8 protein-coding genes are annotated in these 14,960 nt (G+C 62.1%); 5 read left to right on the top strand and 3 right to left on the bottom strand.

What is annotated here, in order from left to right; all coding sequences use genetic code 11:
* The first annotated feature begins 275 nt into the window (after positions 1–275).
* Positions 276–1,454, top strand: coding sequence for a methyl-accepting chemotaxis protein (locus tag KOL99_RS07855; protein WP_216509912.1), 1,179 nt, complete (start codon positions 276–278; stop codon positions 1,452–1,454).
* Here the strand turns inward: KOL99_RS07855 and KOL99_RS07850 are convergent.
* Positions 1,444–4,995 (bottom strand): PAS domain S-box protein, encoded by a 3,552-nt coding sequence (locus tag KOL99_RS07850; protein WP_328760081.1) that lies wholly within the window; start codon positions 4,993–4,995, stop codon positions 1,444–1,446. The two genes, KOL99_RS07855 and KOL99_RS07850, sit on opposite strands and share 11 nt — an antisense overlap.
* A 440-nt stretch (positions 4,996–5,435) precedes the next feature.
* On the opposite strand from KOL99_RS07850, the gene KOL99_RS07845 reads away from it, so the two are divergent.
* Positions 5,436–5,699, top strand: coding sequence for a hypothetical protein (locus tag KOL99_RS07845; RefSeq protein WP_216509910.1), 264 nt, complete (start codon positions 5,436–5,438; stop codon positions 5,697–5,699).
* 95 nt (positions 5,700–5,794) lie between these two features.
* Here the strand turns inward: KOL99_RS07845 and KOL99_RS07840 are convergent, their stop codons facing one another.
* Positions 5,795–6,010 (bottom strand): CsbD family protein, encoded by a 216-nt coding sequence (locus KOL99_RS07840; RefSeq protein ID WP_216509909.1) that lies wholly within the window; start codon positions 6,008–6,010, stop codon positions 5,795–5,797.
* Between the two features lie 393 nt (positions 6,011–6,403).
* Between KOL99_RS07840 and KOL99_RS07835 the strand changes: the two genes are divergently transcribed.
* The 3 genes from KOL99_RS07835 (at position 6,404) to KOL99_RS07825 (ending at position 13,491) form a co-directional block, all read left to right on the top strand.
* Positions 6,404–9,013 carry a hybrid sensor histidine kinase/response regulator gene (locus KOL99_RS07835; protein WP_216509908.1) on the top strand — a complete coding sequence of 870 codons (2,610 nt, stop codon included), beginning with the start codon at positions 6,404–6,406 and terminating at the stop codon, positions 9,011–9,013.
* Between the two features lie 149 nt (positions 9,014–9,162).
* The gene (gene hcp, locus KOL99_RS07830) at positions 9,163–10,818 is read left to right on the top strand and encodes a hydroxylamine reductase (RefSeq protein ID WP_216509907.1); all 1,656 of its coding nucleotides are present in this window, start codon (positions 9,163–9,165) and stop codon (positions 10,816–10,818) included.
* Between the two features lie 162 nt (positions 10,819–10,980).
* Complete coding sequence (locus tag KOL99_RS07825) at positions 10,981–13,491, top strand: EAL domain-containing protein (protein ID WP_216509906.1); 2,511 nt, start codon at positions 10,981–10,983, stop codon at positions 13,489–13,491.
* A 198-nt stretch (positions 13,492–13,689) separates the two neighbouring features.
* Here the strand turns inward: KOL99_RS07825 and lysA are convergent, their stop codons facing one another.
* Positions 13,690–14,949, bottom strand: coding sequence for a diaminopimelate decarboxylase (lysA, locus tag KOL99_RS07820; RefSeq protein ID WP_216509905.1), 1,260 nt, complete (start codon positions 14,947–14,949; stop codon positions 13,690–13,692).
* Between the last annotated feature and the right edge of the window lie 11 nt (positions 14,950–14,960).

Genomic DNA, 14,960 nt, shown 5'->3' with positions numbered 1-14,960 from the left:
GTGTATACGCGAAGTCTAAATGAGAGCCGCGCAAATCCAAGGGGTTTCCGGGGGGGGTGCCGTCGTGTCGCGGGACGGGTTACCGCGATTTGTCATACACCGGATTACAACACCTACTCAGTTGTGTACTCATTAGCCCGATGATGGCGAGGCGCCGGGGTGGAGATAACGGGAGATAAAGAGCTAAAGGTGCAGCCGGTGGCACCGAAGAGTTAATTATGCGTGGGACCCGATGCGGGTGCCGCCCAAGTAAATGAACAACTGGGGACCAGGTCATGAACTTTCTACTCGATCTCTACCTCCACCTCCGGATCCGCACCCGAATCATCCTGCTTTGCGTCTGTTACAGCTTCTGCATCGTCTTCGCCGTGGTGGCTGGAAGGTCGTTCTCGCTGGCCCTGTCGGTGGTCTCGACCACCGTGTTCCTGGTGCTGGGCGCCTTCTTCAGCGCGCTGCTGTTCTGGTCCGTGAACGACGCGCTGCGGCGCATCATCGGAATTCTGCAGACCATGATCGACGGCGATCTGACCCAGCCCATCTCCGCCAAGCGCAACAACGAGATCAGCACCATCATCCGCTCCATCGACGCGCTGCAGAGTACCATGCGCGGCATCATACGGCAGATCAAGCAGAACTCGGAACAGGTGGCCCTCACCTCCCACCAGCTGCAGGAGAACGCCGAGCGGATCTCGGCCGGTACCGACGACGCCGCCGCGCAGACCAACGCCGTGGCGGTTGCCAGCGAACAGATGGCGGCGACCTCCGGCGACATCGCGCGCAACTGCCTGAGCGCCGCCGACAACTCCAAACGCGCCAGCCAGACCGCCGACTCCGGAGCCGAGGTGGTCCGCCAGACCACGCTGGGCATGGAGCGGATCGCGAGCAGGGTACGGGGCGCCGCAGCGACCGTGGAGGAACTGGGCGCGCGTTCGGACCAGATCGACCAGATCATCGGCACCATCCAGGACATCGCCGACCAGACCAATCTGCTCGCGCTCAACGCCGCCATAGAGGCCGCCCGGGCCGGTGAGCAGGGTAGGGGGTTCGCCGTCGTCGCCGACGAGGTCCGTGCCCTCGCCGAGCGGACCACCAGCGCCACCCGCGAGATCGGGGAGATGATCAAGGCGATCCAGGGGGGGACCCGCGGGGCGATCGCCGCCATAGAGGAAGGGGTGGCCGAGGTGGGCAAGGGGGCTGAGTACTCGGCGCGCTCCGGGCAGGCCCTGGAGGAGATCCTGACCCAGGTCAGCGAGGTGAACAGCCAGATCGGCCAGATCACCGCCGCCGCGCAGCAGCAGACCTCCACCACCGACGAGATCACCCGCAGTATCCAGAAGATCACCGACGTGGTGCAGCAGACCGCGCGAGGGGTCAATGATACCGCCGCCGCTGCCACGACCTTGGCGCTGCAGTCGGAGGAACTGGAGCGGCTGGTGGGGCAGTTCAGGTTGTAACGGGCCGCCCCGGCAACGATCTTGCCACCGTTTCCCTAAGGACCGCCACGTCGTAGGGTTTTTGCAGGAAGCCGTTCGGGGTGATGTCACCGAACTCCTTTGCCAGTTCCTGCTCGTTGTACCCGCTGGACATGATCACGGCGACGTCCGGGGCCAGCCGGCGCAACTCGCGCAGGCACTCCCTGCCGTCCATCCGGGGCATGACCAGGTCGAGGACCACGAACCCTATGCCTGGTGTCTCCTTGAAGATCTGCAGCGCCTCCTCCCCATCCCTTGCCAGTAGCACGGTGTACCCCAGGTGGCTCAGCATGAGGGTCCCAACGCTGCGCACGCTCTCCTCGTCGTCGACCAGCAGCACCGTTCCGCCGCCATGGTGGTCTTCCGCTGCGCTTGTGCAGGTCGGTTCAAGGGGCGGGGCAGGGGCTCCGGCAGGCAGGAAGACCTTGACACTAGACCCGTGGCCCGGCTTGCTGTCGATGCTGATGGCCCCCTTGTGACCCTTGACGATCCCCTGTACCGCTGCCATCCCCAGTCCCCGTCCCGTGAACTTCGTGGTGAAAAACGGGTCGAAGAGCCTGGCCTGCGTCTCCGGGTCCATGCCGCAGCCGTCGTCGGAAACCATCAGGTAGACGTACCTGCCGTCCGGGAGTTCCACCTCCTGCCGGGACCCTTGCAGCTGTTTGTGTTCCACCTGCGTGCAGCCGGTGGCAATGACGACTTGACCGGTGGCGTCCCCTATCGCCTCCGAGGCGTTGATCACCAGGTTCATGACGATCTGGCGCAGTTGCGTCGGGTCGGCGTCGGTGAGCGGCAGCGGCCGGTGCAGGTCGAGAGTCAGGGTGACCTTCTTCGAGATGGAAACCTCCAACAGGTGCAGCAGGTCTTCGATGAGGCGGTTCAGGTCCAGCGTCTCCACGACGAACCTCCCCTTGCCCGAGTAGGCGAGCATCTGCTTGGTCAGATCCGCGGCCCGGGCCGCCGAGTCCTGGATCCGGTTCAGGTTGTCCGCCACGGCCGATCCCTCAGGGGTGCGGAGCAGGGCCAGATCCGCGTTCCCCATGATGGCCATGAGGATGTTGTTGAAGTCGTGAGCGATGCCGCCGGCCAGCACCCCGAGGCTTTCCAGCTTCTGGGCGTGCAAGAGCTGCTGCTCGAGCTGGGCTGCCTGCTTTCTTTGCGTGATGTCCCTGGCGATGCCGTGGTACCCCGTAACCGCCCGGTCCCCGTCACGCTCGGCGGTGATCGACACCTCGGTCCATATCATGGACCCGTCCTTGCACCGCTGCTGGATCTCGAGCCAGGTCGAGTCCGCCTGGGCCACTTCGTGCGATTCCAGTGCCGCTTTTATGGCGTCATGCCAGGTCTCGGTCGTCTGCTCGAAGATGGTGTGACCGAGGACCTCCGCCGCTTGGAAGCCCCGCAGCTTCCGATCCGCCGGGCTGATGTAGGTGAAGCGGAATTCGCCATCCAGCTTCCAGACCACGTCGGCCACGTCCTCGGTAAGCAGGCGGTAGTGGCTCTCGCTGGCGCGCAGTCGCGACTCCATCGTCTTGCGCTCGGTGATGTCTTGAAAGATCCAGATCGAGCCGTCCGCCGGTGCGCCGGGATTGACCATCTGTCCCGTGAGGCTGCACCACATCAGCGATCCGTCCTTGCGCCTCATTTGAACATCCAAGGAGTAGATTTCCCCCCTCTTGAGCGCCTGGTATCCCGACTCGCCCACCTGCTGGTACCACCCCGACTCCGCGTAGAGCACCGAGGTGTCCCGTCCTGCCGTTTCACCCGGCGCAAACCCCATGATCCTGTCGAAGGCGGGGTTGGCCATGTGAATCTTCCGGTCCATGAGCAGGCAGGCACCAAGGGGCATGGTGCTCAGGATGGTGCGCTGCTCGCTCGCGAGTCTCTCCACTTGACGGGTTCGTTCCTCGACCCGTTGTTCCAGTGAGTCGTTCAGCTGCTTGAGTTCGACCAGGTACTGCTCGATGCTGCCGCTCATTCCCTTGAAGTTGGCGATTAGGTCGCTGGTTTCCGTGATGCCGCTCTCCGGCCAGGTTACCTTCCCGCCCGATGCCAGCGTGGAGGGGACGTCGCTGGTGATCCTGCGCAGGTTTTCCAGGGTGCCCATGATGCGGCGGCTCAACACGTCGGCGAGCGCCAGCGACAGGAGCAGGATGACGAAGAGGATGACGAGTTTTTCTGTGTAGGAGTCGTTGAGCCGCTTCTGGAAGGGCGCCACCGGTTGTTCCAGGACCAGCCTCCACTCGGCGAGGTCGCCGATGATCGCCTCGGCAACGTAGAAGGAATTTTTCCACCGTTCCGACACCGGAACGTTCTTGGCCGCGACCGGGACCCACTGGCTTATCCCCGCGTCCAGGCGTCTCAGGGTTCCCTCGCCCCGGTACAGAGCGGTCATGACCTGCTGCCCCGGCCTGTTGCTCATAATGACCTTGCCGTTTTTGTCCAGCAACGTGTACAGCATGTTGCTGTTGCTGGAAACCTTGTCCAGCTGTTCCTTGACCTGCTTCAGGCTCAGCACGCCGATGAGGTAGCCGTCGTAGCGTCCCTCCCGGACCACGGGGGCAACTGCGGAAACGACCGGCTCGGGTGCCCCCAGCCGGGCCATCACCACTTCCGAGAGCCTCGGTTTGAGGGTCCGTTTCAGGTCCGGAATGAAGGGGCGATCCGCGTAATTCTTGCCGATACAGTTCTGCCCCTTGTCGTCCACGAGGGGCCAGAAGGCGGTCGTGGTCGCGTCACGGTCGAGAAGTCCCATACGCTTGAAGTTACTGTCGTTTTTGGTTGCCTGCTCCAGGAGGGGCTGTACCTGTTTCGGGGAGAGGGAAGCGGCCGACGCGGCGAGGTTCACGATCGGCGTCCTCCGGTTGTGGACCCACGTCTCCAGGCGCTTCGCCTCCCTCCCTATATCTTGCAACAGCACCTGCCGGATCATGCTGTCCGTGTCGGTGAATTCGCTGCGGCAGCCGATGGCCAGAAGTACCAGGGAGGGGGCCAGGACGAAGCAGGCGAGCAGCGTTGCGATGATCTCCCTGAACGAGATGCGGGTCGACTTGGTCCTGAGGGCGAAACCGGTGAAGATAAGCCGGGCGATGATGGCGTTGGCGATGCCGTTCACCGCCTGCTTGGTCATGACGATGTAGGTGTTGCTCAGGGGGACCTGCATCACCACGTGGTAAAACAAAAAGACCAGCGGCATGCCGACTACGGTCCAGTACACCGCGTCGGCAGTGACCAGGGCCATACGGCGCCGCTGCATCAGGAGCCCGACCAGGGCGGTTTCGGCGACGACGATGAGGGTGGCGTAGGGGTGGTTCCACAGGAAATAGGTATAGCTGCCGATGACCAGCGCCGCGAGCACGCCGCGGCCCAGGCCGAGGAGCTGCAGGGCGAGCATGGCGAAGATGCTGCCGAAGAGGAAGTCGATGTTGAGGAAGATGCTGAACTTGAAATAGTTGCCGGCAAGACCGGCGGCGATAAGGGCCAACAGCAGCAGGGACCGCTGTTGCTTGAGGTAAGGGGGCACGGGCAAAATATACTCCTGTGCGGGAGGTGATTGGGACGGGCTGTTACTCAGTGGTGTTGGTTCAGTACCGGAAAAACATATATCACGCTAATGATTCCTTGATTGTAGGTGTTTTCGAAACTACGATTTCCGTAAGTCCGGCCGGGGCTGCATATCAGTGTGAGATGTGCTTTGCTGGTCATAGATACGCACTTTGATTGCGAGGTCATGCGCTGTCCCAATAATCGTCCGACCGCTGCAAGAAAAATGGAATTATACCGCCATCATCGGGGAACCGAACGTTGCTTCGCGGCCGGATGTGTGCTATAGCTGGCAGAACATCGCCTACCGCAGAGGCAAGGTGCAGAGGCAACATCCCCGGGGTAACAGGTTTAAGCAGCCCACAAAAAAAGCAGGGGTTACCCAGCCAGGTAACCCCTTTTTGCGTCGGAAGTGTCGAGATGTCGAAAAACGGTAAGTTGAAGAAAGCGAAGAAGGTCGAGAAGCGTCGCCTTCAGATGCAGGAAGCCCTTGAATGTCTGCCTCTCAAGGAGGCGGCCGGGATAGATCCGCTGCCGAGCACCCCGCTCGAGGATGCCGAGGAATTTCAGCCGCTGCCGGCCATGCGGAAGCAGCCCAAGCAATGCCCGTTTCCCCCCTGTGGGCGCTACGTCGACCCCTCCTGCCACGTCTGCCCCTACTGCGGCACACACCTGCCGGAGTAAGCTGCGCGGCGCGGACTCCCTCCCCAAAACCGTTGCAAATGAAAAGGGACGGCGCGAACGCCGTCCCTTCTGGTCATGCCTCTTGGTCGTACGGACTAGTATTTGCCCGGACGCCTGGTGTCTTCATCGAGATCATCCTCGATGTTTTTCTCCGCTTTGCCGACGTTTTTCTGCACCTTGCCGGCTATCTTTTCCGCCTTCCCTTCGGTTTCCAATGAAACATTCCCGAATACCTTGCCGGTAGTTTCCTTTATTTTGCCCTTTGTTTCGTGGAGTACGCCTTTTGATGTATCTCTTGTGCTGGATTTCATGGCTAATCTCCTTGTAAAAATGATTCTTCGGTTTAGCTGGTTCGGGTTAATCACCGGCTACGAACTTATTTTACCACGCATCTACTTTTGAAATACAGTCGATAAATTTAAACGATAATAATGCGATGCGAAAGGTACTTGCAGCGCAGTAACCAGCCTTGAATATCAACTGGGCCTCGTCGGGTCTTACGAAATCGGGGCCGGGGGTGAAGACACCTCGTTGGCGTTGAGTTGCTCCATAGTGATTTTGTCGCTTCGAAAGATCCTGCTTTTAGGATTTTGACATTGCAACCTGAATCATTTAATCTTCTGCATATCGTGATGCAGAAGTCGTCACGGGAGACCTCGCTATCTCAGACCGGGTTTCAGTGACAACTCCCAAGCGGAGAAGTAATGAACTGGTTAAAATCCCTGCCCATTCATCTTCTAATAGCGTTCATGCTGACGATCATGGCGCTGCCGTCGGTCGCGCTCATCATTTATTCCGGAATGGAGGGGCGCTCCGACGATCTGCGCATATCGACACGCGCCACGACGTACCTTCTTGACAACATCTCCTCCGAACTCAACAGCAAGGTCGAGGCGTCCCGGCAGATGATGGAGGTCCTGTCACTGATGCCGCAGATCCGCCACAAGGACGCCGCCGCTGTCGGCCCGTTGCTGGCGGGGCTGTTGAAAAAGTTCCCAGGCTACGCCAACATCATGATCGTGGACCGCTCCGGCATGACGTGGGCCACCGCGGTCCCCACGGCGAAGCCGGTATCTCTGGCCGATCGCAAGGCCTTCAGGGACGCCAAGGCCACTGGCCGCTTCTCCACCGGTGAGTACACGGTAGGCAAGGCGTCAAAAAAGCCCATTCTGAACCTGGCTTACCCCCTGAGGGATGACGCCGGCGCCTTCGACGGGGCCATTCTTTTGGGCGTCGACCTCACCTATATCGGCACGCTGCTGCAGGCCAGCAAGCTTCCTGCCGGCACTTCATTCGGCATCTTCGATCACAACGGTATCTTTCTTTACCGTACCGTCGATCCCGACAAGTACATCGGGACCCCAGACCGCTCCAACCAGTTCGAAAAGATGAAGAACGGTCCGGAAACCGGGGTGATCAGGCTGACCTCGAGCGACGGCGTCCAAAGGCTCTCCGCGTACCGCAAGATCAGGCTCTCGCCCGAACTTCCCCCCTACGCCTACATACGGGGCGGCAGCCCCTTGGACATCCTGCTTCAAGAGGCGAACCACCAGTTGGCCTGGAACCTCTCGGTCATGTTCCTGGTGCTGGTGATGGTGTTCGCGCTCAACATCTGGCTCAGCAAGCGGCTCATCGCCAACCGTATCAGCGCCTTGGAAACCGCTTCGCGCAGCCTCGCCGCCGGAGAACTCCAGGTGCGGGTGGGTGAGGAGGTGCGGGGAGGGGAACTGGGGAGTCTCGGGGCTTCCTTTGACGAAATGGCGGACGCTCTCGCCTTCGAGCTCTCGCAGCGGATCAAGAACGAAGATGCGCTGCGGGAAAAGTCGGACCTTCTCGAACTTGCCCATGACGCCATCATCCTGCTGGACCTCGACGGATCCATCGTCTACTGGAATCAAGGCGCCGCCAGCACCTACGGCTACCAGGCGGGCGAGGCGCAGGGGCAAGTGATCCACACCCTGCTGCGGACGGTGTTCCCAAAACCGCAGGACGAGATCATGCAGGACCTGCTGCGGGTGGGGCGCTGGGAGGGGAAACTGACGCACACCACCTGCCACGGGGGGGAGATCGTCGTGAGCAGCAGGTGGGCGCTGCAACGGGATAAGCAGGGACGTCCCTGGCGCATCATGGAGATAAACAGCGACATCACCGAGCGGGAAAAGTCGCAGCAGGAACTGCTCAAGATGCAGAAGCTGGAATCGTTGGGGGTGCTGGCGGGAGGGATAGCCCACGACTTCAACAACATCCTCACCGGCATCATGGGGAACATCACCCTGGCCCAGATGACCCTGGAGGACGCCGCGCAGGCGCACCAGTTGCTGAAACAGGCGGAAAAGGCCTGCCAGAGGGCCTCCGAGCTTTCCAACCAGCTGCTCACCTTCGCCAAGGGGGGGAAGCCGATCAAGAAGAACGTGGCGGTGAGGCATCTCGTGGAGGAGACGGTTTCCCTGGTGCTGCGCGGCTCCAACGTCTTGAGCGTGCTTGACCTGCCCAAGAACCTTTATCTGCTGGAGGTGGACGAGGGGCAGGTGCACCAGGCCTTCAGCAACATCGTCATCAACGCCCTGCAGTCCATGCCCCAGGGGGGCACCTTCACGGTGGCGGCCGCCAATGTCACCATCGAGGAGGGTAACAGCATGGCCCTTGCGGCAGGAAGATACGTCAAGTTCTCCTTCAGCGACACCGGGTGCGGGATTGCCGCCGAGGACCAGAAAAGGATATTCGACCCGTACTTTTCAACAAAGACAGGCGGCAAAGGCCTCGGGCTCTCCTCGGCTCACTCCGTCATCGTGCGGCACGGCGGGTACATCACCGTCCGCTCCCAACCCGGCATGGGGACGGCGTTCGAGGTGTTTCTTCCGGCTGCGCAGGGAGAGGGGAAGGGGGGCGAGCCTGAATCGCCTGCCGCCGCCCCGGCGGTGGCCGCACTCCCGCAACGCAACATCCTGGTTATGGACGACGAGGAGATGATCCGGACACTCATCTGCGCGATACTCGAGAACCTCGGCTGCAAGGTGACGAGCTGCGCGAACGGAAGCGAGGCCATCTCCCTTTACGCCGCTGCCAAGGAAGCGGGCACGCCGTTTGCCGCGGTGATCATGGACCTGACCATTCCAGGAGGGATGGGAGGGCAGGAGGCCGCGCGGCATATCCTGGCAATGGACCCGCGCGCCTCGCTCATAGTCTCCAGCGGATATTCAAACGACCCCGTCATGTCCGACTACGCCCAGTTCGGGTTCAAGGCCACCATGGCGAAACCGTACCGGGCTTCGGAGGTGGCCGAGGTGCTCGACAGGGTGCTCACCTCAACGTGAACTGCCCCGCTTTCCCCGTACCCTCCCGGCCTCGCTCCACCGCCCGCATCGTCCTCGCTCCCCCGCATCGTCTCCCCGCTGGTTGAAAACTGTCGCGGATCTGACAAACTCTCCTGATTGGAAAATTCCAACCTTTCAAGGAGGCGTACATGGCTAGTGCGATGTTTTGTCGGCAATGTGAGCAGGCGGCGCGCGGGGTAGGGTGCGACGTGATGGGGAACTGCGGCAAGACCCCCGAGGTGTCGGCGCTTTTGGACCTGATGATCTTCGGGCTGCAGGGCGTGGCCCTCTACGCCAGCAAGGCGCGGGAGTTGGGCCAGAAGGACCAGGACGTGGACCGTTTCATGCTGGACGGTCTCTTCACCCGGGTCACCAACGTCAACTTCGATCCGGACGATATCGCCCGGCGCCTGCACAACTGCAACCGGATGAAGGAGAAGGCAAAGGCGCTGTACGAGAACGGCTACCAGCAACAGAAGGGGGGCGCGGCGCCGCAACTGTCACAGGAGGCGGCCAACTGGCAGCCGGCGGGTGACACCCAGGGGCTCATCGCCCAGGGGCGCCAGCACGGCGTCCGCACCTGGCACCAGGACGAAAACATCCTCTCCACCATAGAGATCCTGATCTACGGCCTCCTTGGCATGGGCGCCTTCGCCTGGCACGCGGCGGAGATGGGGAAAAAGGACGAGGGGATCTACGAGTTCATCCACCGCTCACTCGCCAAGACCACGGACCCGCAGACAAGCCTTGAGGACTTCGTCGGCCTCTCCCTCGAGTGCGGCAAGTGGAACCTGCGCACCATGGAGCTCCTCTACGACGGGCACGCCGAGTTGCTGCAGGCCCCGGAACCGATGAAGGTGAACCTCGGCACCCGCGGCGGCAAGGGGATCGTGGTCTCCGGCCATGACCTCCCCATGCTGGAGGAGATCCTCAAGCAAAGCGAAGGAAAGGGGATCAACGTCTACACCCACGGCGAGATGCTCCCCGCCAACGGCTATCCCGGCCTCAGGAAATATCCCCACTTCGCCGGCCATTTCGGCACCGCCTGGCAGAACCAGGCCCGCGAGCTCCCGGACTTCAAGGGGGCCATCATCTTCAACACCAACTGCATCCAGAAGCCCGAGGCGAGCTACACGGACCGCCTCTTCACCTGGGGCGAGGTGGCCTGGCCCGGCATCCCGCACCTGGAGGGGTACGATTTCACCCCGGTGATCGACAAGGCGCTCGCGCTGCCGGACCTCCCTGAGAACCCGGGGCAGGAGATCCTGGTCGGCTTCGGTCACGAGGCGGTCTTCAAGGTGGCCGGTGCCGTGGTGGACGCGGTGAAAAACGGCGCCATCAGGCGCTTCTTCCTGATCGGCGGCTGCGACGGGGCGAAGACCGGGCGCAACTACTTCACGGAACTGGCGGAGAAGGTGCCCAAAGACTGCGTCATCCTCACGCTCGCCTGCGGCAAGAACCGCTTCAACCGGCTGGAATTCGGCGACATCGGCGGCATCCCGCGCCTGCTCGACGTGGGGCAGTGCAACGACGCCTACTCCGCCATCCGCATCGCCGTCGCGCTCTCCGACGCCTTCCAGTGCGAGGTGAACGACCTGCCGCTCTCCATGATCCTTTCCTGGTACGAGCAGAAGGCCCACGTGATACTGCTCACGCTCTTGCACCTGGGCATCAAGGGGATCCGGCTGGGCCCCTCCCTCCCCGCCTACGTGTCGCCGGCGGTGCTCGACTTCCTGGTGCAGAATTACGACCTGGGTCCCATCACCACACCGGACGAGGATCTGCGGCACGCACTGGGACAATGATGACCCCCTTCTGGCACAGCGCGGGGCGGCTCTCGCCGCCCCGCGCATCCTGACCGACTCACCCACCGTCAAGCCGCTCCTTTAGCAGATCTCCCTCAGGTTTTACAGCGTCACGCCGATACGTGTGACTGAACCATCGTGTTTCCTACCTGAGGGAGTAGCATGCAACTCTGGCTTAAACTGCTGTTGAGTTATCTCGCCATCATCTGTGCCACCGTCCTGATTTCGATCGGGGGGATTTCCGGGGCTCAGAAGGTGAGGGACAGCTTCTACAAGGTGAACAAGGAGGTCATCCCGCACCTGCTCGTGCTCAAGGACCTCCGCTACGCCGGGCTGCGCATTGTCTCCTCGTCGATGGAGTACGCCTTCCTGACCTCGGTGCAGCCTGCGGAAGGCGAGGGGAAAGAGGCTCTGCAGGCCAAAGAGGAAGAGGTGCGGCTTCTCGAAGAGGGACGGGCGAGTTTTCGCAACAGCCTCGAACTCTGCAGCAGGACCCTGGTGCACGGGACGGAAAGGATGCCCAGGACGCTGGAACTGACCGGTCAGGCACTGCTGAAGCAGTCCCGCGATTACATCGCCGTAGTTGACGCGAGGGGGAGCGCTCTACAGCTGATCGCCGCCAAGGAGCGCTTCGAGCAGGCGGAGAAGGATTTTCTGCAGGCCGTCAACGCGGCGCATGACCGGGAGATGGCCGACCTGAACGTGCACCTCGCCGCAACACTGAAAAGCGTCTCCAGCGCCATCGTTTCTGCGGTGGTGCTCTCCGTGGTGGCGTTGACCGCTGCCCTTCTTTTGAGCGTGGCCGTTCCCTACAGGATTTCCCGCCGTATCAGGATCCTCAAGGATGCCGCAGCAGCGGTCGCCGCAGGCAAGCGCGACGTGGTCGTCCCGGAAACCGAGCATGACGAGATCACCGCGGTCTCCATCTCCTTCAACACCATGGTGCAGCGGTTGCGGGACTCCGAGGAACGGCTCAACTCCACCAACAAGTACCTGGACAGCATCATCGCCACCATGCCCGAGGCGCTCACCGTGGTCTCCCGCGAGGGGGGCATCCTCGACGTGAATCGGGCTACCGTGGAGGTGTTCGGCTTCGCCAGGAAGGACATGGTGGGCCGCGACTTCGCCGGGCTGTTCGTCGACCCGAGCCTGGGTGATGATTTCATCGCCGCGGTGCTGCGCCAGGAAGGGCTGGTGGAGCGGGAGGCCAGCCTGGTGACCGAAGATGGCCGTGCCATCCACGTACAACTGTCGGCGACCATGCTCGAGTCGAGCGGAAAAAAGGATCGCTTCCTCTGCCTGAGCCACGACATCACGTTGCGCAAGCAGGCGGAGCTGGAGGTGCACAACCTCGCCTACTTCGACCAGTTGACTGGTCTTGCCAACCGGACCCTCTTCTACGACCGTTGTTCCCAGGCGCTCGCCCGCGCCAAGCGCTACGGCGAGATGTTCGCCGTCCTCTTCTTCGACCTGGACCACTTCAAGGACGTGAACGACACACTGGGGCACCATGCCGGCGACCAGTTGTTGCAGCTTGTGGTGCAGCGTTTCCGGACGATCATGAGGGCGAGCGACACGTTCGCCCGCCTCGGGGGAGACGAATTCGCCCTGCTGTGCTGCCAGGTGTCGGGGGGCGACGGCATAGCCAAGCTGGCCGAGAAGCTGCTCGACCTGGGCAAGCAGCCTTTCGAGGTGGAGAACCGTCAGATCTATTCCGGCGCCAGCATCGGTATCGTCCTCTTCCCCGAGGATGGCGACGACATCGCCACCCTGCTGAAAAACGGCGACCTTGCCATGTACGCCGCCAAAAGCGCCGGTGGTAACCGTTACCAGTACTTCTCAAAAGGACTGAACCAGCAGGCGCAGGAGCGGGTGGCGCTCGAGGCGGCTTTGCGCGATGCGCTCAAAAACGACCGGCTCACACTGCACTACCAGCCGCAGCTCGAGCTGCGGGAGGGGAGGGTGGTCGCCATGGAGGCCCTGGCCCGCTGGCACGACGACACCCTGGGGATGGTCTCGCCGGCGCGCTTCATCCCCATCGCCGAGCAGACCGGGTTGATCCACGAGCTGGGGGCTTGGGTGCTGCGCGAGGCGTGCACCCAGTGCAAGCGGTGGCATCAGGAAGGCTACCAGGTAACTGTCAGCGTCAACGTCTCCATCAAGCAGATGATGCAGGAGGGATTTTCCGAGATGGTGGTAGGGACGCTCCTTGAGGCGGGGCTGGAGCCCAAGTACCTCGACCTGGAACTGACCGAGAGCATGCTCATGGAGAAAGCGGCCGAATCGGTGGCGCTTTTGCGCATGTTCAAGTCGCTCGGGGTGCAGGTCTCCATCGACGACTTCGGGACCGGGTACTCTTCGTTGAGCTACCTGAAGAACTTTTCGGTGGACCGGATCAAGATCGACCAGTCCTTCGTCAGGGATGTCACCGTCCGGGACGATGCCGTCGGCATCATCAAGGCCATCGTCGCCATCGGGCACAGCATGGGGCTCAAGGTGATCGCCGAAGGGGTGGAGAGCCAGGAGGAGGAAGAGAAACTCCTGCTGTGCAAGTGCGACCAGGTCCAGGGGTACCTGCACGCGCGGCCGATGCCCGCCGCCGAGGCCGACGCCTTCCTGCGCGATGCCTTTGCTCGCACCGCCTTCAGAGCCGGGGAAGAGGCGGCCTTGTAGCGTTCCTTCGGGAATTCCCAGAAAATGCAGCTAGCCGTTCACAAGCGACCACGAGAACCCGCGTCCTCCCCTTTGCGAAGGAGAGACAGAGGGGATTTGGTTTTGTAGACCATAATGGGAAAAGGCACCCTGCCTGAGGCGGGGTGCCTTTCTCGTTTTATTCAAGAGCGTGTGCTCGCCTAGCTCTAGCGGAGAGCTCTACGGCTTCAGCACGTTCTGTTCGAAGTTGTAAGTGGCGAAGTAGTCCTCGACGGTCTCGGCGCGGCGGATCAGCTCCACCCGGCCGTCGGCGCGCAGCATGAGCTCCTTGGGACGCAGCCTGCCGTTGTACTGGAAGCCCATGGCGTGGCCGTGTGCGCCGGAATCGTGGATCACGACCAGGTCGCCGTCCTCGATGGGGGGGAGCTCGCGCTGGATGGCGAACTTGTCGTTGTTCTCGCACAGCGAGCCGACCACGTCGTAAACTTCGCTGCGCTCAACGCCCTCCTTGCCCACAACGTCGATGTGGTGGTAGGAGCCGTACAGCGCGGGGCGCATCAGCGAGGACATGCAGGCGTCCAGGCCGATGTACTTTCTGTAGGTGTCCTTGCTGTTGATGGCGGTTGCCACCAGGGCGCCGTGCGGGCCGGTCATGAAACGGCCGCTCTCCATGAACATGGCCGGCGCGTGGCCGTGACGGGAGCGGAAGTCCGCGAAGAGCGCGGTGATCTCCCTGGACATGGTGGGGAGGTCGAGCGCCTTCTGCTCCGGGCGGTAGGGGATGCCGAAGCCGCCGCCGATGTTGACGAACTCGAAGGTGATGCCGAGCGCCGCCTCGACCTCCTCGGCGACCTCGAGCACCATGCGGGCGGTCTCCACGATGTAGGTGTAGTCGAGCTCGTTGGAGGCGACCATGGTGTGCAGGCCGAAGCGCTTGGCGCCGCGCGCCTGGGCTTTCCGGTAGGCCTCGACCACCTGCTCGTGGGAGACGCCGTACTTCGCCTCTTCGGGGTTGCCGATGATGACGTTGCCGGTGCGGCGCGGGCCGGGGTTGTAGCGGAAGCAGATCAGCTCGGGGAAGACCGGTACCTTGTCGATGAGGGAGATGTCGTCGAGGTTCAGGATGCAGCCGCCGTCCTTGGCCGCGAACTCGAACTCTTCCTGGCTCGTGTTGTTGGAGGTGAACATGATGTCTTCCGGCTTCGCGCCCAACTGGCGAGCCTGGATCAGCTCGGGAATGGAGCTGCAGTCGAAGCCGAAGCCCATCTCCTTCATGAGCTTCAGGATCTCCCGGTTCGGGAGCGCCTTCACGGCGAAGAACTCGCGGAAGCCCGGGATGGCGGAGAAGGCCTTGATGAGGTTGGCGCCGGTCTCGCGGATGCCCGCCTCGTCGTAGATGTGGAACGGGGTCTGGAAATGCTGCTGGATGGCGGGGATCCGGGGGAACAGACGTTCTTTGAAAGAAGCGGACATCGGCATGACTTTGGTTC

The sequence above is a fragment of the Geomonas azotofigens genome, assembly GCF_018919395.1.
Classification (GTDB): domain Bacteria; phylum Desulfobacterota; class Desulfuromonadia; order Geobacterales; family Geobacteraceae; genus Geomonas; species Geomonas azotofigens.
The sequence above is the reverse complement of the archived record's forward strand: the minus strand, read 5'-3'. Positions and strand labels throughout refer to the sequence as shown.